Origin of the sequence: Thauera sp. SDU_THAU2 (genome assembly GCF_038260575.1) — a bacterium.
GTDB lineage: Bacteria > Pseudomonadota > Gammaproteobacteria > Burkholderiales > Rhodocyclaceae > Thauera.
The window spans coordinates 2,737,396-2,759,185 of sequence record NZ_JBBWUN010000003.1; the positions used below are offsets into that span (position 1 = coordinate 2,737,396).

Consider the following 21,790-nt stretch of genomic DNA (forward strand, 5'->3'; position numbering starts at 1 on the left):
CTCCTCCTCCTCGCTTTTTCGCCGATTCTAGAAAAAGCGGCCGGACAGGGAATTAGGCGGGACACAAAGTGCGAGCTTGCATTTCGCAAACTTGGCCGCAACGCCGCTCAGCGCCCGCGGCCGGCGCACACCTCGTATACCTGCCGGCGCAGCCAGCGGTTGCCCGGGTCGAGATGGAAGCGCTCGTGCCAGTACTGCATCACCATGAAGGGCGGCATCGGCACCGGGCAGGGATAGACATCCAGCCCGGAGACGCGCGCCAGGGTGTAGCCGGTCAGGCTGGGCACCGTGGCGATCAGGTCGCTGCCCGACACGATCGCCGGCAGGCCGAGGTAAACCGGGATTTCCAGGCACACCTGGCGCTGGATCTGCTGGCGGGCCAGCGCCGCCTTGAGCATCGCATGGCCGGTGCCCTGCGGGATGTCGACATGTCTCGCCGCGGCATACGTGTCGATGTCCAGGCCCGAACGGATCAGCGGATGCGCCGGGTTCGCCAGGCACACCCAGACCTGCTCGAACAGCGCCTGCTGGTAGAAGCCATTCTCCAGCACCGGCAGATAGCCCAGCGCCAGGTCGGCTTCGCCGTTGGCCAGCAGCTGCGGCACGTCCGCGCCGATGCGGATCGCCTCCAGCCTGACGTTCGGCGCCTTGCGCCGGATCTGCGACAGCAGGCCCGGCAGCAGCGTCAGGATGGAGCCATCGCTCATGCAGAGCCGGAAATGGCGGGTCGCGGTACCCGGGTCGAAATCGTCGGGATCGGCGACCAGGCCTTGCAGCGCGGCCAGCGCGCTGCGCACCAGCGGCATCATCGCCTCGACCCGCGGCGTCGGCTGCATGCCGTCGGCCATCCTGACGAAAAGCGGATCGCCGAAGCGCTCGCGCAGGGCAGCCAGCCAGATACTCATCGTCGGCGGACTCTGGTCGAGCAGATGGGCGGTGTGGCTGAGCCTGCGGGTGCGGTAGAGCACATCCAGGAAGCGCAGGTACTTGACGTCGAGCAAGGGCGTGTGGCCCGGCGCCAGCGCATCCGGGCGAGGCGGCTGGCTCACCGGCCGCTCCCGCTCACAGCAGCGCCCGCACGTCGGCCAGTTCGCCGATGCGCACCACCTGCCGCGCCCGTTGGCCCAGTTCGCCCAGTTCCTCCTCGCCGAGCCGGTAGGCCGCCACCCGCACGCCGGCAGCCAGGCCGGCCTGCACGCCGGGCAGGCTGTCCTCGACCAGCAGGCAGCGCTCGGCCGGCAGCTTCATCGATGCGGCAGCGGCCCGGATCAGCGCCGGATCGGGCTTCCATGCCCCGACCTCGTAGGCGCTGACGATGCGATCGACGAAGTATGGCAACAGGCCGGTGACCGTCAGACTGGTCTCGATCTTGTTGCGCGGCCCATTGGAGGCGACGCAGCGCTCGATCTCCAGGTTGCGCACCAGTTCCAGCGCCCCCGGCATGGCCTGCAGCCGCTCGCGGAACAGCACCGGCGTCCGCGCGCGGAACTCCGCCGTCAGCCATTCCGCGTCGAGAAGCGTGAACTCGCCGCACAGTTCGTCCAGCATGGTGGCGAAACGCCGTCCGCGAAAACGCGCCATCAGCGCATCCGCGTCCATCGCCACGCCGGACTCCGCCAGCAGCGCCACCATCAACTCCACGGACAGGCCCTCGCTGTCGACCAGCGTCCCGTCACAATCAAAGATCAAGCCCTGAATCGCCATTCCTGCTCCCTGTTCGATACGCCCGCAGCACGCTGCTGCATCGACATCATGCCTCCATTGCGGTTTTTAATGAAATATGTTTTCATTTTGGAATACGGTTTCATTTTCTACAAAAACCCCTTCTGGAGACAACTCAGATGAGCACCCAGCTTCCCGGCCTCAGCGGCGAAACCCGCGTCCTCGCGATCATGGGCGATCCGATCGCCCAGGTGAAATCACCCGCAGGCGTCACCGCCACCCTCAATGAAAAGGGAATCAACGCGGTGCTGGTGCCCATCCACGTCGCGCCCGCCGATCTCGCCGCGCTGGTGCAGGGCATGAGCCTGGCGAAGAACTTCGACGGCATCAGCATGACCGTGCCGCACAAGTTCGCCGCCCACGGGCTGTGCGCCAGCGCCACCGAGCGCGCCGACTTCCTCGGCGCCTGCAACATCATGCGCCGCAACCCGGACGGCAGCTGGCATGGCGACATGTGCGACGGTGAAGGCTTCGTCGCCGCCGCCCGCGCCGCCGGCTGCAAGCCGGAAGGCAAGCGTGCGCTGCTGGTCGGCGCGGGCGGCGCGGGTTCGGCGATCGCCCTGGCGCTGCTGGACGCCGGCGTCTCCGAGCTGGCGGTGCACGACGGCGATACCGCGCGCCGCGACGCGCTGGTCGCCCGCCTGCGCAGCCTGCACGGCGACAAGGTCCTTGCCGGCAGCGACGACCCGAGCGGCTTCGGCGTCGTCGTCAACGCCACGCCCTCGGGCATGCGCGACGGCGACCCGCTGCCGGTGCAGGCCGGCAAGTTCACCGCCGACATGTTCGTCGGCGACGTCATCACCGTGCCCGCGGTCACGCCGATGCTGCAGGCCGCGCGCGACAAGGGCTGCCTGACGCAGACCGGCGGCGGCATGTTCGCCGCGGTGCGCGACCGCATGATCGACTTCCTGCTCGAAACCGGTCCGCTCGCCCGCTGAGCGGGACCCAAGTTCGTCCCTTCGGGGCGGGCGTTCCGGTCGCCCACCTCCCCGTGGCGCCGGGCTTCCCCGCCCGCCCCTTTTTTTTGCAGAATCGGATCGGCAAGATGAACGCAGTTGCAGCGCAAACCGTCCCTTCCCAGGCTCCCATCGAAGTCGACCTGCTGGTCGTCGGCTCCGGTGCGGGTGGCCTGGCCAGCGCCGTGGTCGCGGCCGAACTCGGCCTGAAGGTGCTGGTGGCCGAAAAGGAAGCCGTGTACGGCGGCACCTCGGCCTGGTCCGGCGGCTGGCTGTGGATTCCGCGCAACCCGCTGGCGGTGGAAGCCGGCATCGTCGAGGATCCGGAGGCACCGCGCACCTACCTGCGCAACGAGCTCGGCGAGCGCTACGACCCCGCCCGCGTCGACGCCTTCCTCGAACACGGCCCGCGCATGGTGGACTTCTTCCGCCGCCGCACGGCGGTGCAGTTCATCGACGGCAACCTGATCCCCGACTTCCATGGCAAGCAGCCCGGCGCCGGCACCGGCGGCCGCTCGGTGTGCGCCGCGCCCTTCGACGGCCGCGAGCTCGGCCCCCGCATCGAGCGGCTGCGCCCGCCGCTGGACCTGATCGCGCCCTGGGGCATGGGCATCGCCTCCGGCCCCGACCTGCGCCACTTCATGAACAGCCTGCGCTCGTGGCCCTCCTTCATCCACGTCACCCGGCGGGTGCTGGTCCATTTCAAGGATCTGCTGCTGCATCGCCGCGGCATGCAGCTGGTCAATGGCAACGCGCTGGTCGCGCGGCTGGCGAAATCCGCCTTCGACCGTGGCATCCACATATGGACGAGCAGCCCGGTGCGCGAGCTGCTGCGCGACGGCGGCAAGGTCTGCGGCGCCATCGTGGACACGCCGAACGGCGAAGTCGAAGTACGCGCCCGCCGCGGCGTGATGCTGGCGGCGGGCGGCTTCCCGCACGATCCGGCACGGGCGAGGCAGCTCTTCCCGCACACGCCGAGCGGACGCGAGCACTGGTCGGCCGCCCCCTTCGGCAATACCGGCGACGGCCTGCGCATGGGCGAAGCGGCCGGCGGCACGGTGTCCGACGACCTGCCGGGCGCCGGCGCCTGGGCGCCGGTGTCGCTGGTCGAACGCGGGGACGGCAGCGTGGGCCACTTCCCGCACCTGATCGAGCGCGCCAAGCCGGGCATCATCGCGGTGCGCAGGGATGGCCGCCGCTTCGTCAATGAGGCCGGCTCCTACTACGATTTCATCGCCGCGCTGTTCGCCGCCACGCCGCAGGGCGAGGCCGCCGAATGCTGGCTGATCTGCGACCACCGCTTCATCCGCCGCTACGGCCTGGGCCGCGTCCGCCCCGCGCCTTTCCCGCTCGGCCCGCTGCTGAAGTCGGGCTACCTGAAGCGCGGCGACGGCATCGACGCCCTGGCCGCCGCCTGCGGCATCGATGCGGCCGGCCTGGCCGATACCGTGGCACGCTACAACCCGCCCGCCGCCCGCGGCGAAGACCCCGAGTTCGGCCGTGGCGACACGCCCTACAACCGCATCAACGGCGATGCCGAATGCCAGCCCAACCCCTGCGTGGCACCGGTCGAGCAGGGACCGTACTACGCCGTGCGCGTCGTACCCGGCAGCCTGGGCACTTTCGCCGGCCTGCGCACCGATGCCGACGCCCGCGTGCTGGACGCCGGCGGCCGGCCGATCGACGGCCTCTGTGCCTGCGGCGCCGACATGGACAGCGTCATGGGCGGCCGCTACCCCGCCGGCGGCATCACCCTCGGCCCGGCGATGACCTTCGGCTACATCGCCGCCCACCACATGGCCGGTGTGCCGTTGCCCGCCGGCGACTGATGCAGATCCACCGACAAGAACACTGGAAGAGACAGAAATGACCCAAAACGCCTTGCCGCCGTTCTCGCTCTCGCAGCTCACCGCGCTCGACCACAACCCGCCGCAACTGGTCGGGCTCGCCGCGCGCACCGGCTACAGCCATGCCGGCATCCGCCTGCTGCCGGCCGCGCCCGGCGGCATCGCCTATCCGCTGATGGACGACGACGCGCTGCTGGCCGAAACCCTCGCCGTGATGGCCGATACCGGCGTCCGCATCTTCGACCTGGAAATGATCCGCCTCGACGCCGGCTTCGACCCGGCGCGCTACGGCCGCTTCTTCGAGGTCGGCCAGCGCCTGGGCGCGCAGTGCATTCTCGTCGCCGGCGACGACGGCGAGCGTGCCCGGCTGATCGACGCCTACGGCCGCTTGTGCGAGGCGGCCAGGCCCTACGGCCTGTGCTGCGACCTCGAGTTCATGCCCTGGACTGCGGTCGTCGGCATCGGCGACGCGATCGAAGTCGTCTCCGCCGTCCGCGCCGACAATGCCGGCGTGCTGATCGACGCGCTGCACCTCGACCGCTCCGGCGGCAGTGCTACCGACATCGCCCGCGTGCAACGCGAATGGCTGCACTACGCGCAGATCTGCGACGGCCCGGCCGAGCGCCCGACCACCCCCGAAGGCCTGATCCACGCCGCGCGCTGCGAGCGCCTGCTGCCGGGCGAAGGCGCCATCGACCTCGACGGCATCTGGCGGGCGCTCCCCCGCGAGCTGCCGGTCGGCGTCGAAGTGCCCAACGATATCCGCGCGCCGCAGCTCGGTGCCGAAGGCTGGGCCCGCGCGGCGCTGGAAGCGGCCCGGGCCATCGTGTCGCGAGCACCGACCGGCAAGAACTGAACGACAGGGACCGGCGACGAGCCCACGCCCGAACCGCCCACGACAAGGAGACAGACCCATGCGCGCATTCATCACCGGCGCCAGCCGCGGCATCGGCGCCGCCATCGCCCTGGAACTGGCCCGCCAGGCCAAGGCACGGGGCAGGACCGCCCGCCTGGCGCTCGGCGCCACCACGCGGGGCGAACATCTCGAACGACTGCTGGCGCAACTGGCAGCGCTCGGCGCCGAAGCCCGCCCGTGCTCGGCGATCTCGCCGACCCGGAAGCGCCGGTCCGCCTCGTCGCCGAAGCGACGGCCTTCTGCGATGGCCTCGACGCCCTGGTATGCAACGCCGGCATCCTCGCCCCCAGCCCGCTCGCCGCGCTGGACATCGAGCGCTGGGACCGCCTGTACGCGGTCAACGTCCGCGCCACCTGGCTGCTGGCGAAAGCCGCCTGGCCGGCACTGAAGGACAGCCGCGGCGCGATGCTTGCCATCGCCTCGATGGCAGGCATGCAGGCCCACCCCAACAGCGGCGCCTATTCCTCGTCCAAGGCGGCCGTCATCATGCTGTGCCAGCAGCTCGGGCTCGAATGGGCGGCCGACGGCGTGCGCGTCAACAGCCTGTCGCCCGGCATGGTCCGCACCACGCTCACCGAGCGGGTCTATCAGAACGCCGAAGTCGCGGCCAGGCGCCAGGCCATCGTGCCGCTCGGCCGCGTCGCCCTGCCCGAGGACATCGCCACCGCCGCCGCCTTCCTGCTCGGCGAGAGCGCGGCCTACATCACCGCGCAGAACATCTGCGTCGATGGCGGCTTCACCGCCTCGATCATGCGCACCATCCCCGGCCTGCCGCCGGCGAACTGAAACCATGCCCACGCTCAGCCCCCCACCCCTGCGCGTCGCCGTGATCGGCGCCGGCGTCATGGGCCGCCAGCACGTCGGCACCATGAAGCAGCTCCCCGAGCTGGATCTCGTCGCCATCGTCGACCCCTTCAGCAGCACGCTCGCCGACGAGGAAAAAGTACCGGCCTTCAAGGACACCGAGACGATGCTCGCCGCCGAGCGTCCCGACGCGGTCGTGATCGCCAACCCCAACGACCTGCACGTGGCGACCACGCTGAGGTGCATCGAGGCCGGCATCGCGGTGCTGCTCGAAAAGCCCGTCGCCACCTCGCTCGACGAAGCCCGCCAACTGATCGATGCCCTTCGCGCCAACCCTGTGCCGGTGCTGGTCGGCCACCATCGCCGCCACAATCCGGTGATCGCGCGCGCCAAGCAGATCATCGACTCCGGCGCGCTCGGCCGCCCCTGCCTGGCGACCGTGCTGTGGCAGACCAGGAAGCCCGATGCCTATTACGACATCGCCTGGCGCCGCGAAGCCGGCGCCGGCATCATCCTGATCAACCTGGTGCATGAGACCGACCTGCTGCGCCACCTGTACGGCGAAGTGGTCGAGGTGCAGGCGTTCACCAGCAACGCCCAGCGCGGCTTCGCGGTGGAGGACACCGCCACCGTCAGCTTCCGCTTCGAAAGCGGCGCGCTGGCCAGCATCGTCGCCTCGGACGCGGTCGCCGCGCCCTGGGGCTGGGAAAAGAATCTCAACGAAGTCGCCAAGTTCGCCAAGGAATACGACCAGCCCTGCATGATGCTGTCCGGCACCGAAGGGGCACTGTCGGTGCCGCAGCTCAAGCTGTGGCGCTACGGCGAACGCGCCGACTGGGAAGCGCCGCTGCATCAACAGCAGATCGGCTTCCAGGCCGACGATCCTCAGGTGCTTCAGTTGCGCCACTTCGAGCGCGTCGTGCGCGGCGAGGTTGCGCCGCTGGTCAGCGTCGAGGATGCCGCCCGCAGCATCGCGGTGCTCGACGCCATCCACCAGGCGGCGCGCGAAGGCCGCAGCGTCAGGCCCGTCCGGGTCTGAGCCTCCTCTCCACCCACCACCCCGACCCACTGAAGGAAACCGTCATGAAGAAATACGAAGTCGCCCTCATCGACATCCCGATGTTCGCCAATGCCAAGGTCTATCCGCTGATCGAAGCCTATGCCACCGCGCCGCAGGCGCGCGGCCGCCTGCTCGGCCTGTGGTATTCGGACATCGGCGAGCTGAACCAGATCATGGTGCTGCGCGAGTTCGAGACCTCGTCCGACCTCGACGCCGAGCGCGAACGCATGCTGCTGGGCGGCAAACCCTTCGGCCTGGACAACGAGCTGATGCTCGGCCTCGACCTGTCGACCTACGCCGCCTTCCCCTTCCTGCCGCCGATCGAGACCGGCGCCCTCGGCCCGGTGTATGAAGTGCGTACCTACGGCATCAAGCCCGAAGGCGTCGCCGCCACCATCGAGTGCTGGAAAGCCGCCTATGCCGCCCGCCACGCCGTGTCGCCGCTGCTGATCGCGATGTACGCGCTGGACGGCAAGGGCCCGCGCTTCATGAACATCTGGCCGTATGCCAGCACCGATGCCCGCGCCAAGGCCCGCGCCGACGCCGTGGCCCAGGGCGTGTGGCCGCCCAAGGGCGGCCCGGCCAACCTGACCACGCTGCACAGCGCGATCTTCCTGCCGGCGCCGAACTCGCCGCTGCGCTGATCCGGCCGGAGACTCCGCGATGAAACGCCCGCTCTCGCTCGCTGCACTGACCGTGCTCGACCTTTCGCCCGCCGACATGGTGAGCTGCGCCGCGTGGGCGGGCTACTCGCATGTCGGCCTGCGCCTCAACCCGGCGACGCCGACCGAGGCCCACTACCCGACCATCGGCGACACGCCGGTGGTCGAGGACATCCTCGCCCGCCTGCAGGACACCGGCGTACGGGTGCTGGACGTGGAAATCCTGCGCCTGAAGCCCGACACCGTGGTGGCCGACTTCGAGCCCTTCATGGCCACCGGCGCCCGCTTCGAGGCCAGGCACGTGCTGCTCGCCGGCAACGACCCCGAGTTCGACCGCCTGGTCGACAACTACGGCCGTACCTGCGAGCTTGCCGCCCGCTATGGCATGGCCGCCCACATCGAACCGATGCCGTGGACCGACGTGCGCGACATCGCCGCCGCCGAGCGCGTGATGGCCGCCGCCGGGCGCGGCAACGCCGGCATCATCGTCGACCCGATCCACTTCGACCGCGCCGGCGACACCGTCGACGGGCTGGCGGCGATCCCGGCCTCGCGCTTCCAGTACATGCAGTTCTGCGACGCACCCGCCGAACGCCCGGGCACGACCGAGGAAATCCTGTTCCAGGCCCGTGCCGAGCGCAAGGCGCCGGGCGAAGGCGGGCTGCCGCTGGGCGAATTGCTGCGCGCGCTGCCGGACGGCATTCCGCTGTCGCTCGAGGTACCGCAGATGGCACTGGCGCGCACCGTCGGCCCGTTCGAACGCGCACGCCGCCTGCGCGAAGCCACCGAGCGCCTGCTCGCCGGCCTGTGAGACTGCGCCCGAGCCTCGCACGGCCGGGTGCAGAACAAAAGAAGGGCACGCCCGCGACCTGCGGCGTGCCCTTCTTCTTTACCGCACCTGCCGCCTTTCCCGCCGCCGGCCGCTCAGCACAGCGCCCGGGCGCATGCAGGGCAGCCGGCCACCGTGATGCGGTGCCCGGCTTGCTGCCGAAAGCCTGCATGCCGCGCGCCGAAGCGGCAGCCGCCGCCGCGCGCGGTCTTCACGCCGCCCTGGCCCTCGCTACCGCGTCGCGGGCCGCCAGGTAGCCGAACACCAGGCCCGGCCCGAGGGTGATGCCCGGCCCCGGATAGGTGCCGCCCATGATCGACTGCTGGTCGTTGCCGATCGCGTACAGGCCGGGAATGGCCTGCTTGCCGGCATCGAGCGCACGCGCGTGCTCGTCGGTGAGGAAGCCCTTGGCCGCGCCGATGTCGCCCGGATAGAGGCGCACCGCGTAGAACGGCGCGGTCTCGATCGGACCGAGGCTGGGGTTGGGGCCCGACCAGTTGGCGTCGCCGTTGGCGCGCTGGTACAGCGTGGTGCCGCGCTGGAACTGTTCATCCACGCCGGTCCTGGCGAAGCGGCCGATATCGGCGGCGGCCTGCCTGAGATTGGCCGCGTCGACGCCCAGCTTGCGCGCCAGTTCGTCGAGCGTGTTGCCGGATACCACGTAGCCGTCGGCCAGCGCCTCGGCCAGGCCCATCCTGTTCGGACGCACCATGCCCATGCCGTACTTGCGCATGCCTTCGGCGTCGGTGACGAGGAAGGACGGCACCGACGGCGTGTGCTTGTTCGCCTCCTGCATGGTGATGCCGGTCAGGTGGTAGGAGATCGACTCGTTGTAGTAGCGCCTGCCTTCCTGGTTGACGATCATCATGCCCGGCTTGGCGCGGTCGAAGACGAAGTGCGGGAACACCGCCTGGCTGCCGTCCTTGCGCTTGCGGATCGACACCGGTGCCCAGAAGCAGGGCGACAGCTCGCCTTCGCCATAGCGCGCGCCGACCGCTTCGGCCAGGTCGTGCAGGCTGCCGGTGTGGCCGGGCGCGCCCGGGCACCAGGCCGCGTCCGCCCCCGGCATCAGTTGCGCACGGCGCTTGGGATGGCGGTTGAAGCCGCCCGAAGCCATGATGACGCCGCCCTTGACCCGGATGCTGCGCGAGGTGCTGCCCTGCTTCAGCACCAGCGCGTCGACACCGTCGGCGCCACGCTGCAGCTCGGTGACGCTGGCCCTGGTCAGCAGTGCGACGCCGCGCTCGCGCAGCGACAGCAGCAGGCGCCCGGCCAGCGCGTTGCCCATCACCAGGCGGGTGCCGCGCGGATGGCGCAGGCGGTCGCCGGCATGGCGCAGCAGGGTGCGGGCGACGTACTTGCAGGTGTCCCACGAGCCCCACCACTTCTTGATGAAGGCCATTAGCTGCAGGATGTCGTCGCGGTCGACCATCATGCCCTTGAGCACGGTGAATTCCGGGATCGGCGGGCGGATCAGGCCGAAGTGCTCGCCCAGCAGGCGGCCGTCGAAGGGATAGGGTTCCAGCGCGCGGCCGCAGGTGGTGGAGCCTTCCAGCTCGGACAGGTAGTCGGGATGGAAGTCGCGCGGGCGGTACTTGACGTGCGAGTTGTCCTCGATCCTGGCGACGGCGTCGGCGCCGTTCACGAGAAAGGCTTCGCGCACCTTGGGGTCCGAGCGCTCGCCGACGGCCAGGTCGAGGAAGCGGCGGGCGTTGTCCACCGAATCCTGCGGGTTGACCGCAGGGGCATGGCGGGTGCCGACCACCCAGGTCGTGGCGCCGGAATAGGCGGAGGTGCCGCCGACGTACTCGGTCGACTCGACCAGCAGCACCTTGGCGCCATCGATGGCGGCGAACAGCGCCGCCGACATGCCGGCGCCGCCGGCGCCGACGACGACGACGTCGAAGCTCTCGCCGTCCTGGATATCTTCGATACGTTTCAACATGGGGTCTCCTCGTTCTTCTCCGAGTATGAAGCGGCACGTAATTAAAAAATGGAACTGTATTCCAGTTTAACTCATCGTGCCACTGTTTTTGCCGAAACTGCTGCGCGCCCCGGGCCTCTGGCCGTGTTTCTGCTGGTGGGCGCAGGCAGGAGCGGGCATGATTCCACAATGGAACGAAGTCTCATTCCTGAACGCTCGAAGCAGCACACAAGGCCGGCGCTCAAGAAATTTCTTTTACCTGAATCAAAAATTTTCTGAACGCCATTCCATTTTGAAACTCAGTTCTCTATTATCACTGCCATGGCTGGATCACTTCTTTCCCGTGCGCTCGGCGCCCTCGAACTGCTTGCGCAGCATCCGCAAGGCATCGCGCTGCAGCACGTCGCCGATTCGCTGAACATCCCCAAGAGCGCCGCGCATCGCCTGCTGGCTTCACTGGTCGAACACGGCTATGTGCGGCAGGACAGTGCAAGCGCCCATTACGTGCTGACCATGCGCCTGCTGACCGTGGCGCTCGGCTTTCTTGCGCTCAGCGGCATCAACGACATCGCCCAGCCGCTGATGGACAGGCTGGCCGCCTCGACCGGCGAGTTGGTGCGCCTGAGCGTCATCGAAGGCGAGCCGCCGAACCAGAGCCAGGTATGGGTGGGCAAGGCCCAGGGCGCCCAGCAAGGCCTGCGCTACGACCCGGACATGGGCCGCACCGCGCCGCTTTCATGCACCGCCACCGGCTTCGCGTGGCTGGCCTGCCTGAGCGACGAGGAAGCCCTGCAGCTCGTCTCGCGCCAGGGCATCGCCACCGGAGCGGAACTGGGCCGCAATGCGCCGCGCACCTTGAAGGAAGTGCTGGCCCGCATCGAGCTTGCACGCCAGCGCGGCTACGCCATGGTGACCGACAGCTCCGAACCCGGGCTCGCCGCCATCGCCACCGCAGTGCGCCATCCGGTTCACCAGGGAGTCGTCGGCGTGCTCAGCGTATCCGGGCCGAGTGCCCGCCTGACCGAGGAACGCATGCAGGCGCTGGCGCCCGAGCTGCTGCAGACCGCGCAGGAGCTCGGGCTCGGCTACCAGAATTCGAGCCTGTTCGGCGGCCGCACCCACAGCGGGTGAGAACGGACACCCTCGCTCTTCCAGATATATCTCCGCCCCGTCCGGCCGCCGCCGGCCGGGCGGCGCGCGACGACACTCGAACAGGAATGCAAGGACGATCACGAACATCACCAGGCTCCCCGGCAGGCCGGGCGGCGCGCGGCGCAGCCCACGCGATGCGCCCCCGGCGTTTCGGCGACCGGCGTCCGCGTCGACGAGCGCAAACATCGAGCCAGACGGCTTCATAAACTGAACGCTTGCAGCTATCACAAAAGTGAATAACTGATAGCAACCATCCGCACTGTTGCCGCTTCCATCGAATTACTAGACTTCGACGCCTTTCACAAAGCTTGCGCAGCGGGATCTTCTCCGTCCTTGCAGCTTACGGAAGCGTGGCGACGAGACGACGACAATCCCTGTCTCGCACCGATCCCGCTCGTACGAGGCGGGCACAGACCTGCAGGAAATGCGGCAAATCAGGCGCGCCGCTCGAAGTCGCCTGGACGCTACGAAGCACTCATCAACCGGAGGAGAGACACATGACCCATTACCGCAAGCTGGCCGGCGCAGTGGCGCTGTCGCTGGTCAGCACCCTGGCCGCCGCGCAGAACTACCCCGAACGCGAAGTCACGGGCGTGATCCAGTGGTCGGCCGGCGGCACCACCGACGTCGCCATGCGCAGCCTGACCCCCTATGCCGAAGAGGCACTGGGCAAGAAGATCGTGCTGCAGAACAAGCCGGGCGGCGTGGGCGTGATCGGCGCCAACTTCGTGATGCAGCAGAAATCCGACGGCTACACGGTGCTGATGGGTGCGGAGAACCCGGCGCTGTACAAGGTGATGGGTCTGGCCAACTTCGACTACAGCGACTTCTACCCGGTCAACCTCGTGTCGCGCAGCAACGTGCTGCTGGTGGCGAACAAGGACAGGCCGTGGAATACGCTGAAGGATCTGGTCGACCACGTCCAGGCCAACCCCGGCAAGGTCAAGATGTACACCTCCGGCGTCGGCACCGTGCCCTACACCGCCAGCTCGATGGTGTCCTCGGTGACCAAGTTCCCGATCCTGCCCGTGCCTTTCGACGGTGACGGCCCCGGCATCACCGGCATCCTCGGCGGCCATGTCGACTTCGGCTTCATCGGCGCCAGCGCAGTACAGGAGCACATCAGGTCGGGCCGCCTGAAGGCGCTCGGCGTGCTCGACAACAAGCCCTACGGCGACATCCCGCCGATGACCGAATCGCTGCCGGAACTGGAAAAGTTCGCCGGCTGGGGTTCCTTCTTCGGCATCTTCGTCAAGAAGGACGTGCCCGAGGAAGCCAAGCAGAAACTGGTCGCCGCATTCAAGCACGCAGTGGATAACCCGGCCCACCGTGAACTGGTGGAAAGCCGCGGCAACTCGATCCTGAACATCTCGGGCGACGAGGCCGACGACTACATCAAGCGCTGGCAGTCGATCACCGCCTGGGTCTACCACGACGTGGGTGCGGCCAAGAAGGATCCCGCCGAGCTGGGCATTCCCCGTCCCTGATACCCGGGATCAAGCTGACCCAAGCCGAAACGGCCGCGCAAGCGGCCGTTTCGGGCCTCTTCCCTAACGACAAGAACCACTGGGGAAACGCCCGGCAGGGAAGCGCAATGCCCGCGTCCCGACCCCGCCCTCTCGGAGGAACCCAAGCATGCACATCGAACGCCGCCGGCAACCCGGCGAAATCATCTTCATCCTGCTGCTGCTCGCCTTCAGCATCTTCCTGCTCTACCACGCCTGGCAGATCTCCGGCTTCGAGTCCTACACCTCGGCTGGCGCCTATCCGATGGTCACCACCGGCGTGATGATCGCCAGCGGCCTGGTGGCGCTGTTCCAGAGCCTGAAGACGCCGCGCGAGCCCGGCGAGAGCGGCGAAAGCCTCGGCCAGCAGTTTCGCCGCGTGGTCACGCCCGCCCTCATTCTGGTCTTCAGCGTGGTCTGCGTCGCCTACATGCTGCTGCTCGAGAAACTCGGCTTCATCGTCACCTCCTACCTGTTCCTGAACGTCACGATGTGGATTCTCGGTAGCCGCAAGATCCTGCTGAACCTGGCGGTGGGCGCGGCTTCGCTGGCCTTCATCTACCTCGTGTTCCAGACCATCTTCTCGGTCACGCTGCCCACCGGCACCTGGCTGCAAGGAGTCCTGTGATGCCCGAAGCACTCGGCTATTTCCTGATGACCTGGACCGACCCGGGCCTGCTGGCGCTGACCGCGCTCGGCACCCTGGCCGGCATCTACATCGGCGCCGTACCCGGCCTGTCGGTGACGATGGCGGTGTCGATCCTGGTCTCCTTCACTTTCAAGTGGCACGTCAACGAAGCGCTGGCGCTGACCTGCGGCATCTACCTCGGCGGCGTGTATGGCGGCGGACGCACTGCGATCCTGCTCAACATCCCGGGCGGCCCGGCCTCGATCGCCACCGCGGCCGACGGCTATCCGCTGGCCAAGCGCGGCGAAGCCGGCCAGGCCATCGGCCTGAGCACGGTGGCTTCGTTCATCGCCGGTTTCGTCGGCATCGCCGCAATGGCGGTCGCCTCGCCGGCACTGTCCGAACTGGCGCTGAAGTTCTCGCCGCGCGACTACCTGATGATCGCCATCTGGGGCATCCTGCTGGTGGGCAGCCTGTCGGGCGAATCGCTCGCCAAGGGCGTGTTCGCCGGCGCACTGGGCGTCACCATCGGCACCGTCGGCCTCGACCCGCTGACCGCCGAGCCCCGCTTCACCTTCGGCACCATGGAGCTGAGCTCGGGCATCTCCTACATCGCCGCCATGATCGGCCTGTTCGGCATCGCCGAAGTCATCTCCCAGGTCCATGACATCCACCTGAAGGCGATCCGCCAGAACGTGTCGAAGATCGTGCCGTCGTGGGCCACGGTCAAGAAGAACATGGGCCTGACGCTGCGCACCTCGGGCATCGGCGTCGGCGTCGGCCTGCTGCCGGGCGCCGGCGGCGACATCGCCGCCCTGATGGCCTACGACCACGCCAAGCGCACGGTCAAGAACCCGTCGCGGCCTTTCGGCACGGGCGCCTACGAGGGCCTGATCGCACCGGAAGCGGCCAACAACGCGGCGGTGGGCGGCGCCCACATCCCGATGCTGACGCTGGGCATCCCGGGCGACGCGGTGACCGCGGTGATCATCGGCGCGCTCTACATCCACGGCCTGAACCCCGGGCCGATGCTGATGATCGAGACGCCGCACCTGTTCTGGTTCCTGGTCGGCGCACTGTGCCTGGCCAACATCTTCCTGCTGATCTTCGGCCTCACCGGCATCAAGGTGTTCTGCAAGATCATGGAGATCCCCAAGCCGATCCTGATGCCGCTGATCGTGGTGCTGTCGGCAGTGGGCGCCTACGCCATCAACAACAACGTCACCGACGTGTACTGGATGATGGGCTTCGGCATCCTCGGCTACTTCATGAAGATGTACGGCTTCCAGGTCGCACCGGTCATCCTCGGCATGGTGCTCGGCCCGATCATGGACCGCAGCTACCGCCAGGCGATGATCGCCGCCGAAAACGACCTGGTGAACTACTTCACCGGCTTCTTCACCGAGCCGCTGTCGCTGATGCTGGTGATCGCCATCGCACTGTCGGTGCTGAGCCAGACCCCGCTGTGGCCCGGCAAGGGCAAGAACAAGGCCGAGCCCGGCGCAAGCGCCTGACGGCCACGCCGTACGGGCAGGACCGAGCGGCCGGCGGATGCATTCCGCCGGCCGTTCTTTCGTTCACAGGCGCAGGCTCTCCGCCGTCTCCAGCAGCAGGGGCAGGAAACGGGTGCGCATCAACTCGGGTTGCATCCGTGCCGTCGGCCCGATGATGTTGATCCCGCTCACCACCGCACCCGCCTTGTCGTACACCGGCACGGCGATCGTGCGCAGGCCGGCTTCCATCTGCTGGTCGGCGATGGCATGGCCCTGCTCGCGCACCTGCGCCAGCACTTCGCGCAGCCTGGCGGGCGAGACGATGGTGTTCCTGGTGAAAGGCAGGAAGCTGGTTCGCGCCAGATAGGCTTCCAGCTCGGCCTCGGGCAGGTGGGCGAGCAGCACCACGCCGATCGAGGTCGCGTAGGCCGGCAGGCGGTTGCCGACGTTGAGCGACGGCGACATGATGCGCGAGGCCGCCGCGCGGGCGATGTAGACGATGTCGCCGCCGTCGAGCACCGCCATCGAGCAGGCCTCGCCGACCGTTTCGCTCAGCCTGTCCAGCGCAGGCTGCCCTTCCCCGCCAGCGGCGTGCCGGACAGGTAGGCATTGCCCAGCGACACCGTCTTCGGCGTCAGCGAAAAGCGGGTGCCGTCATGGCAGCGGGCATAGCCCATCGCCACCAGCGTGTGCAGGTAGCGGCGCACCGCCGCGCGCGTGATGCCGGTGCGGTAGCTGATCTGCGAGATCGACATCTGCCGCCCCTGGTTGGTGAAGGCCTGGATCACCGCCAGCCCGCGCGCCAGCGCGGTGACGAAGTTGCGGTCGGCGGCGAAGGCGGCGAGATCGCCGCCGGCGTCACCCGCCATCGCGGCCTCGAGGCCGTCGGCTTCGAGCGGGCTTCTGCGGCGTCCGGCCGACGCGGCTTGCGGTCGTTCCTTGCTCATGTCGATAAATGCTCCTGTTGGCATCATCACGTATTTGTGCGCTCTGCGCACAATAGGGCGTGACGGCCCTTCTGTGCAAGCGGGCGGGACACTACAGTCACCGGACACACCACGCAGTGGAGGAGACACACAATGAAATCGATCGTCGACGGCTACTTCAAGCTGCTCAAGTTCCTGATGTTCGTCTGCATGATCGGCATGGTCTGCCTGGTCTTCAGCAACGTCGTCATGCGCTACGCATTCAATTCGGGCCTTGCGGTGGCCGAGGAGGTGGCGCGTTTCCTGTTCGTGTGGATGACCTTCATCGGCGCCACCGTCGCCCTGCGCGAGCACGCCCACCTCGGCGTCGACACCCTGCTCCGCCGCCTGCCGCCGCTCGGCCGCCGCGCCATGATCCTGCTCGGCCACGGCCTGATGCTCTACACCTGCTGGCTGATCACCGTCGGCAGCTGGGAGCAGACGCAGATCAATCTGTCGGTTCCGGCGCCGGCCAGCAACCTGTCGATGGGCAGCCTGTACGGCATCGGCGTGCTGTTCGGCGTGTCCGCCGCCGCGATCCTGCTCTACGAGGCCTTCTGCGTCGCCTTCGGCCGTACCGGCGACCACGAACTGGTGATGGTCGCCAGCAACGACGCGGCCGAAGAAATCGAACACCTGCAGCGCAAACAAGAACACTAAGACATCGGCCCCTGCCAGAGGAGACCCCCACCATGATGGCCGTCACCATTTTCATCGGTTCGCTGATCGGCACCATCGCGCTCGGCATTCCCATCGCCTTCGCGCTGCTGCTGGTCGGTATCGCGCTGATGCTGCACCTCGACATGTTCGACGCCCAGATCGTCGCGCAGAACCTCATCAACGGCGCCAACAGTTTCCCGCTGCTGGCCGTGCCCTTCTTCATGCTGGCCGGCGAGATCATGAATGCCGGCGGCCTGTCCAAGCGCATCGTCAATATCGCCCTGGCCACCGTCGGCCATGTCCGCGGCGGCCTGGGCTACGTCGCCATCCTCGCCTCGTGCATCCTGGCTTCGCTGTCCGGCTCCGCCGTGGCCGACGCCGCCGCGCTGTCGGCGCTGCTGGTGCCGATGATGGTCGCCGCCGGCCACGACAAGCGGCGCTCGGCCGGCCTGATCGCCGCCGGCGGCATCATCGCGCCGGTGCTGCCGCCGTCGATCGGCTTCATCGTCTTCGGCGTCGCCACCGGGGTGTCGATCTCCAAGCTCTTCCTCGCCGGCATCTTCCCCGGCCTGATGATGGGGCTGGCGCTCGCCGGTGTGTGGTGGATCCACACCCGCAGCGAGGACGTCCAGCCGCAGGCGAAGAAGTCCACCGCCGAGATCCGCCGCGCGGTGTTCGAAGGCAGCTGGGCGCTGGGCCTGCCGCTGATCATCATCCTCGGCCTGAAGTTCGGCATCTTCACGCCGACCGAAGCTGCGGTGGCCGCCGCCGTGTATGCGCTGTTCGTCGCCACCGTCATCTACCGCGAACTGAAGCTGTCGCAGCTCTACGATGTCGTCGTGTCGGCGGCCAAGACCACCTCGGTGGTGATGCTGCTGGTGGCCGCGGCGATGGTGTCGTCGTGGATGGTGACCGTGGCCGAGCTGCCGATGATGCTGGTCGAGCTGCTGGAACCGCTGCTCGACAGCCCCACCCTGCTGCTGGTGGCGATCATGGTCGTGATCATCATCGTCGGCACCAGCATGGACATGACGCCGGTGATCCTGATCCTCGCCCCGGTGCTGATGCCGGTGGTCGAGGCGGCGGGCATCGACCCGGTCTATTTCGGCGTGCTGTTCATCATCAACACCTCGATCAGCCTGATCACCCCGCCGGTGGGCACGGTGCTGAACGTCGTCGCCGGCACCAGCAAGATGAACCTGGGCGACATCGTGCGCGGAGTCTGGCCCTTCGTGCTGGCGCAGTTCATGGTGCTCTTCCTGCTGGTGGCCTTCCCCGAACTGGTACTGACTCCGCTGCGCTGGCTGAGCTGAGCCAGGCTTCCCGACAACGCATTCGACCCGACATCCCAAGGAAACGCACCATGAGCACGAAGCACGAATCCATCGTCTGCGGCCTGATCGGCTCCGGCATCCAGGCCTCGCTGACCCCGTCGATGCACGAACAGGAAGGCCAGGCCCAGGGCTTCCGCTATGTCTACAAGAAGATCGACCTCGACCCGCTGGGCCTGGGCGCCGGCGACCTGCCCGAGCTGCTCACCGCGGCCAAGCGCATGGGCTATTCCGGCCTGAACATCACCTTCCCGTGCAAGCAGGCCATCGTGCCGCTGCTCGACGAACTGTCGGACGAGGCGCGCGCGCTGAACGCGGTCAATACCGTGGTGATCCGCGACGGCCGCACGATCGGCCACAACACCGACTGCTCGGGCTTCGCCGAAGGCTTCCGCCGCGGCCTGCCCGACGTCAAGATGGACAAGGTGGTGCAGCTCGGCTCCGGCGGCGCCGGCGCCGCGGTGGCCCATGCGGTGCTGAGCCTGGGCGCGAAGCAGCTCACGGTCTTCGACATCGATCCGAGCCGCGCCGCCGAGCTCGCCGCCAGCCTGTGCGAGCGCTTCGGCGCCGGCCGCTGCATCGCCGGCACCGACCTCGCCGCGGCGATGGCCGAAACCGACGGCCTGGTCCATTGCACGCCGACCGGCATGGCCAAGCTGCCCGGTCTGCCGCTGCCGGAAGAACTGATCGACGGCCGCATCTGGGTCGCGGAGATCGTCTATTTCCCGCTCGAGACCGAGCTGCTGCGCGTGGCCCGGGCCAAGGGCTGCCGCACGCTCGACGGCGGCGGCATGGCGGTGTTCCAGGCCGTCGGCGCCTTCCGCCACTTCACCGGGCTGGAGCCGGACGCCGAGCGCATGCGTGCGCACTTCCTTTCCATGGTCGGCAGCAAGCGCTGACAGACGATTCCTCCGCCCGACACTGTGGAGCACACCATGTACAAACATATCCTCGTTCCCATCGACGGCTCCGAGCTGTCGACCCAGGCCGCCGAGCGGGCGCTGCAGCTCGCCGCGATCCATCAGGCCCGCGTCACCGTGCTGTACGTGCTGACCGACGGCAACGTCGCCGCCGGACTCGGCAAGGTGATGCGCGACGAAGGCGCACGCATCGAGATGGCACAAGGTTTCCTGCGCCCGATCGACGCCATGGCGCGCGAAGCGGGTGTCGCCGCCGAATGCTTCTACGTCGAAAGCGATTCGCCCGCCGACGAAATCGTCGAAACCGCCCGCAAGCGCGGCTGCGATCTCATCCACATGGCCTCGCACGGCCACCGCGGCATGGTGGAGCTGCTGCTGGGCAGCGTCACTTCCAACGTGCTCAAGCGCTCCGACGTGCCTGTTCTCGTGATCCGCTGAAGGAGAACAGGATGCGCCGTTCCATTGCCACCGTCTGCCTCAGCGGCACCCTCGAAGAAAAGCTCGAAGCCATCGCCGCCGCCCGCTTCGACGGCGTCGAGATCTTCGAGGCCGACTTCATCAACTATCACGGCACCGCCCGCGACGTGCGCCGCATGTGCGACGACCTCGGCCTGGGCATCGACCTCTACCAGCCCTTCCGCGACTTCGAAGGCGTCAGCGACGCACAGTTCAAGCGCAGCCTCGACCGCGTCGAGCGCAAGTTCGACATCATGGAAGAGATGGGGGCGCCGCAGTTGCTGGTGTGCTCCAACTGCACCGCCGACGCCATCGCCGACGACGCCCGCTCGGCCGCCCAGCTCCACGAGCTGGCCGAGCGCGCCGCGCGCCGCAACATCGTCATCGGCTTCGAGGCGCTGGCCTGGGCACGCCAGATCAAGCACTACGAACATGCCTGGAAAGTCGTCAAGGAAGCCGACCATCCGCACCTGGGCATCCTGCTCGACAGTTTCCACATCCTGTCGCTGGGCGACAACCCGGCCGCGATCGCCGACATTCCCGGCGACAAGATCAGCTTCGTGCAACTGGCCGATGCGCCCTACAAGGTCATGGACGTGCTGCAATGGAGCCGGCACTTCCGCTGCTTCCCCGGCCAGGGCAACTTCGACCTGACGACCTTCCTCGAAAAGATCCTGATCGCCGGCTACACCGGCCCGCTGTCGCTGGAGGTCTTCAACGACCATTTCCGCGCCGCGCCGAACCGGCCCACCGCGGTCGACGCCCACCGCTCCCTGCTGTACCTGGAAGAGGCGGCCGGACGCCGGCTGGCGGCGCCGAGCGAGGCCGCGACCGCCGAGCGTGCGCGCACCGCAGCCGAACGCATCGAACTGTTCGGCCCGCCGCAGATTCCGGCGCTGGACGGACTGGCTTTCATCGAGTTCGCCGTCGACGCCGATGCCGAGCGGGCGCTGGCCCAGGTGCTGAGGACGCTGGGCTTCCGCCGTGCGGGCAAGCACCGTTCCAAGGCGGTCACGCTCTACCGCCAGGGCGACATCGACATCATCCTGAATGCGGAGTCGGGCTTCGCGCGCAACCATTTCATGCAGCACGGCCCGTCCATCTGCGCCCTGGGCATCGCCACCGAGGATCCGCAGCGCGCACTGAACCGCGCCACCGCCTACGGCTGCCCGCGCTTCGAAGGCCGCATCGGCCCGAACGAGCTGAAGATCCCGGCGATCCGCGCACCGGACGACAGCCTGATCTACTTCGTGCCCGCCAGCCACGGCTCGAAGCGGCTGTTCGAGATCGACTTCCTGCTCGAAGACGAATCGGCGGACTTGGTGTCGCCGACCGACCTGCGCTCGGTGGATCACATCGCCCAGGGCCTGCCGCAGCTGCGCCAGGACGCCTGGACGCTGTTCTACCGCGCCATCCTCGGCGGCGAACCGGGCGAGAGCATGGACCTGATCGACCCTTACGGGCTCATCAGCACCCGCGGCGTCGCCACCGCCGACCGCAAGCTGCGTTTCGTGCTGAACGTGTCCGAAAGCGACACCACCCACACCGCACGCACCATGTCGCAACTGGCCGGCGCCAGCGTGCACCACGTGTCCTTCAGCTGCGCCGACATCTTCGCCACGGTGCAGAAACTGCGCGACAGCGGCGTCGGCCTCATCCCGGTCTCGCCGAACTACTACGACGACCTGCCGACCCGTTTCGTGCTGGACGACGCCCTCGTCGAGCGCATGGCGGCATTGGGCATCCTCTACGACGCCAGCGCGGACGGCGAATACTTCCACGTCTACACCCAGTTGTTCGCCGACCGCTTCTTCTTCGAGATCGTGCAGCGCAACGGCAGCTACGACGGCTACGGCGCAGCCAACGCACCGGCACGCATGGTCGCCCACATGCGCGCGCGCAACTGAGGCAAACCGCCGGCAGCGCTGCTGGACGAGCCTGCCGGCGGGAAATCCAGCCG

At 68.1% G+C, this 21,790-nt stretch carries 22 protein-coding genes; 17 read left to right on the top strand and 5 right to left on the bottom strand.

Annotation, left to right across the window (positions count from 1 at the left end; genetic code table 11):
* Window positions 1-107 precede the first annotated feature (107 nt).
* Together AAFL97_RS14365 and AAFL97_RS14370 are read right to left on the bottom strand one after the other, a co-directional pair.
* Entirely contained in the window at window positions 108-1,049 is a 942-nt protein-coding gene (locus AAFL97_RS14365; RefSeq protein WP_341645492.1) for a LysR family transcriptional regulator, read from the bottom strand.
* A 13-nt stretch (window positions 1,050-1,062) separates the two neighbouring features.
* The gene (locus tag AAFL97_RS14370; RefSeq protein WP_341645493.1) at window positions 1,063-1,689 is read right to left on the bottom strand and encodes an HAD-IA family hydrolase; all 627 of its coding nucleotides are present in this window, start codon (window positions 1,687-1,689) and stop codon (window positions 1,063-1,065) included.
* Window positions 1,690-1,841: 152 nt separating this feature from the next.
* Between AAFL97_RS14370 and AAFL97_RS14375 the strand changes: the two genes are divergently transcribed.
* From AAFL97_RS14375 to AAFL97_RS14405, 7 genes are all read left to right on the top strand, one after another.
* Window positions 1,842-2,660 carry a shikimate dehydrogenase family protein gene (locus AAFL97_RS14375; protein WP_341645494.1) on the top strand — a complete coding sequence of 273 codons (819 nt, stop codon included), beginning with the start codon at window positions 1,842-1,844 and terminating at the stop codon, window positions 2,658-2,660.
* Between the two features lie 107 nt (window positions 2,661-2,767).
* On the top strand, window positions 2,768-4,507 hold the full coding sequence (locus AAFL97_RS14380) for an FAD-dependent oxidoreductase (RefSeq protein ID WP_341645495.1): 1,740 nt from the start codon (window positions 2,768-2,770) through the stop codon (window positions 4,505-4,507).
* Between the two features lie 37 nt (window positions 4,508-4,544).
* Window positions 4,545-5,381, top strand: a complete 837-nt coding sequence (locus tag AAFL97_RS14385; RefSeq protein WP_341645496.1) for a sugar phosphate isomerase/epimerase family protein — start codon at window positions 4,545-4,547, stop codon at window positions 5,379-5,381.
* 237 nt (window positions 5,382-5,618) lie between these two features.
* A complete protein-coding gene (locus AAFL97_RS14390; protein ID WP_341645497.1) occupies window positions 5,619-6,227 on the top strand; it encodes an SDR family NAD(P)-dependent oxidoreductase in 609 nt (202 codons plus the stop codon).
* A gap of 4 nt (window positions 6,228-6,231) precedes the next feature.
* Entirely contained in the window at window positions 6,232-7,284 is a 1,053-nt protein-coding gene (locus AAFL97_RS14395; protein WP_341645498.1) for a Gfo/Idh/MocA family protein, read from the top strand.
* A gap of 44 nt (window positions 7,285-7,328) precedes the next feature.
* Window positions 7,329-7,949, top strand: coding sequence for an NIPSNAP family protein (locus AAFL97_RS14400; protein WP_341645499.1), 621 nt, complete (start codon window positions 7,329-7,331; stop codon window positions 7,947-7,949).
* A 19-nt stretch (window positions 7,950-7,968) separates the two neighbouring features.
* Complete coding sequence (locus tag AAFL97_RS14405; RefSeq protein ID WP_341645500.1) at window positions 7,969-8,778, top strand: sugar phosphate isomerase/epimerase family protein; 810 nt, start codon at window positions 7,969-7,971, stop codon at window positions 8,776-8,778.
* Window positions 8,779-9,007: 229 nt separating this feature from the next.
* Here AAFL97_RS14405 and AAFL97_RS14410 read toward each other — a convergent pair whose 3' ends face one another.
* Complete coding sequence (locus AAFL97_RS14410) at window positions 9,008-10,741, bottom strand: FAD-dependent oxidoreductase (RefSeq protein WP_341645501.1); 1,734 nt, start codon at window positions 10,739-10,741, stop codon at window positions 9,008-9,010.
* A 48-nt stretch (window positions 10,742-10,789) separates the two neighbouring features.
* Between AAFL97_RS14410 and AAFL97_RS14415 the strand changes: the two genes are divergently transcribed.
* From AAFL97_RS14415 to AAFL97_RS14435, 5 genes are all read left to right on the top strand, one after another.
* The gene (locus tag AAFL97_RS14415; RefSeq protein ID WP_341645502.1) at window positions 10,790-10,999 is read left to right on the top strand and encodes a hypothetical protein; all 210 of its coding nucleotides are present in this window, start codon (window positions 10,790-10,792) and stop codon (window positions 10,997-10,999) included.
* 42 nt (window positions 11,000-11,041) lie between these two features.
* On the top strand, window positions 11,042-11,851 hold the full coding sequence (locus AAFL97_RS14420) for an IclR family transcriptional regulator (RefSeq protein ID WP_341645503.1): 810 nt from the start codon (window positions 11,042-11,044) through the stop codon (window positions 11,849-11,851).
* Between the two features lie 518 nt (window positions 11,852-12,369).
* Window positions 12,370-13,359, top strand: a complete 990-nt coding sequence (locus tag AAFL97_RS14425; protein ID WP_341645504.1) for a Bug family tripartite tricarboxylate transporter substrate binding protein — start codon at window positions 12,370-12,372, stop codon at window positions 13,357-13,359.
* Window positions 13,360-13,507: 148 nt separating this feature from the next.
* Window positions 13,508-14,005, top strand: coding sequence for a tripartite tricarboxylate transporter TctB family protein (locus AAFL97_RS14430; protein WP_341645505.1), 498 nt, complete (start codon window positions 13,508-13,510; stop codon window positions 14,003-14,005).
* Entirely contained in the window at window positions 14,005-15,519 is a 1,515-nt protein-coding gene (locus tag AAFL97_RS14435; RefSeq protein WP_341645506.1) for a tripartite tricarboxylate transporter permease, read from the top strand. The genes AAFL97_RS14430 and AAFL97_RS14435 overlap by 1 nt, the downstream gene beginning before the upstream one ends.
* Window positions 15,520-15,582: 63 nt before the next feature.
* On the opposite strand, the gene AAFL97_RS14440 is transcribed toward AAFL97_RS14435, so the two are convergent.
* A complete protein-coding gene (locus AAFL97_RS14440; RefSeq protein WP_341645507.1) occupies window positions 15,583-16,023 on the bottom strand; it encodes an IclR family transcriptional regulator domain-containing protein in 441 nt (146 codons plus the stop codon).
* 26 nt (window positions 16,024-16,049) lie between these two features.
* The gene (locus tag AAFL97_RS14445; RefSeq protein ID WP_341645508.1) at window positions 16,050-16,445 is read right to left on the bottom strand and encodes a helix-turn-helix domain-containing protein; all 396 of its coding nucleotides are present in this window, start codon (window positions 16,443-16,445) and stop codon (window positions 16,050-16,052) included.
* 132 nt (window positions 16,446-16,577) lie between these two features.
* On the opposite strand from AAFL97_RS14445, the gene AAFL97_RS14450 reads away from it, so the two are divergent.
* The 5 genes from AAFL97_RS14450 to AAFL97_RS14470 are packed head-to-tail and all read left to right on the top strand — an operon-like array spanning window position 16,578 to window position 21,737.
* Window positions 16,578-17,123 carry a TRAP transporter small permease gene (locus AAFL97_RS14450; protein WP_341645509.1) on the top strand — a complete coding sequence of 182 codons (546 nt, stop codon included), beginning with the start codon at window positions 16,578-16,580 and terminating at the stop codon, window positions 17,121-17,123.
* A gap of 32 nt (window positions 17,124-17,155) precedes the next feature.
* On the top strand, window positions 17,156-18,436 hold the full coding sequence (locus tag AAFL97_RS14455) for a TRAP transporter large permease subunit (protein ID WP_341645510.1): 1,281 nt from the start codon (window positions 17,156-17,158) through the stop codon (window positions 18,434-18,436).
* Window positions 18,437-18,486: 50 nt separating this feature from the next.
* Window positions 18,487-19,353, top strand: a complete 867-nt coding sequence (locus AAFL97_RS14460; protein ID WP_341645511.1) for a shikimate dehydrogenase — start codon at window positions 18,487-18,489, stop codon at window positions 19,351-19,353.
* Window positions 19,354-19,389: 36 nt separating this feature from the next.
* The gene (locus AAFL97_RS14465; RefSeq protein ID WP_341645512.1) at window positions 19,390-19,812 is read left to right on the top strand and encodes a universal stress protein; all 423 of its coding nucleotides are present in this window, start codon (window positions 19,390-19,392) and stop codon (window positions 19,810-19,812) included.
* 11 nt (window positions 19,813-19,823) lie between these two features.
* The gene (locus AAFL97_RS14470) at window positions 19,824-21,737 is read left to right on the top strand and encodes a bifunctional sugar phosphate isomerase/epimerase/4-hydroxyphenylpyruvate dioxygenase family protein (RefSeq protein ID WP_341645513.1); all 1,914 of its coding nucleotides are present in this window, start codon (window positions 19,824-19,826) and stop codon (window positions 21,735-21,737) included.
* Window positions 21,738-21,790: the final 53 nt, after the last annotated feature.

Coding starts and splice junctions, on each gene's coding strand:
- AAFL97_RS14400 (WP_341645499.1), top strand. CDS start 7,329: ATGAAGAAATACGAAGTCGCCCTCATCGACATCCCGATGTTCGCCAAT.
- AAFL97_RS14410 (WP_341645501.1), bottom strand. CDS start 10,741: ATGTTGAAACGTATCGAAGATATCCAGGACGGCGAGAGCTTCGACGTC.
- AAFL97_RS14375 (WP_341645494.1), top strand. CDS start 1,842: ATGAGCACCCAGCTTCCCGGCCTCAGCGGCGAAACCCGCGTCCTCGCG.
- AAFL97_RS14465 (WP_341645512.1), top strand. CDS start 19,390: ATGTACAAACATATCCTCGTTCCCATCGACGGCTCCGAGCTGTCGACC.
- AAFL97_RS14450 (WP_341645509.1), top strand. CDS start 16,578: ATGAAATCGATCGTCGACGGCTACTTCAAGCTGCTCAAGTTCCTGATG.
- AAFL97_RS14385 (WP_341645496.1), top strand. CDS start 4,545: ATGACCCAAAACGCCTTGCCGCCGTTCTCGCTCTCGCAGCTCACCGCG.
- AAFL97_RS14405 (WP_341645500.1), top strand. CDS start 7,969: ATGAAACGCCCGCTCTCGCTCGCTGCACTGACCGTGCTCGACCTTTCG.
- AAFL97_RS14425 (WP_341645504.1), top strand. CDS start 12,370: ATGACCCATTACCGCAAGCTGGCCGGCGCAGTGGCGCTGTCGCTGGTC.
- AAFL97_RS14460 (WP_341645511.1), top strand. CDS start 18,487: ATGAGCACGAAGCACGAATCCATCGTCTGCGGCCTGATCGGCTCCGGC.
- AAFL97_RS14445 (WP_341645508.1), bottom strand. CDS start 16,445: ATGAGCAAGGAACGACCGCAAGCCGCGTCGGCCGGACGCCGCAGAAGC.
- AAFL97_RS14415 (WP_341645502.1), top strand. CDS start 10,790: ATGGAACTGTATTCCAGTTTAACTCATCGTGCCACTGTTTTTGCCGAA.
- AAFL97_RS14380 (WP_341645495.1), top strand. CDS start 2,768: ATGAACGCAGTTGCAGCGCAAACCGTCCCTTCCCAGGCTCCCATCGAA.
- AAFL97_RS14395 (WP_341645498.1), top strand. CDS start 6,232: ATGCCCACGCTCAGCCCCCCACCCCTGCGCGTCGCCGTGATCGGCGCC.
- AAFL97_RS14430 (WP_341645505.1), top strand. CDS start 13,508: ATGCACATCGAACGCCGCCGGCAACCCGGCGAAATCATCTTCATCCTG.
- AAFL97_RS14420 (WP_341645503.1), top strand. CDS start 11,042: ATGGCTGGATCACTTCTTTCCCGTGCGCTCGGCGCCCTCGAACTGCTT.
- AAFL97_RS14470 (WP_341645513.1), top strand. CDS start 19,824: ATGCGCCGTTCCATTGCCACCGTCTGCCTCAGCGGCACCCTCGAAGAA.
- AAFL97_RS14440 (WP_341645507.1), bottom strand. CDS start 16,023: ATGGCGGTGCTCGACGGCGGCGACATCGTCTACATCGCCCGCGCGGCG.
- AAFL97_RS14435 (WP_341645506.1), top strand. CDS start 14,005: ATGCCCGAAGCACTCGGCTATTTCCTGATGACCTGGACCGACCCGGGC.
- AAFL97_RS14455 (WP_341645510.1), top strand. CDS start 17,156: ATGATGGCCGTCACCATTTTCATCGGTTCGCTGATCGGCACCATCGCG.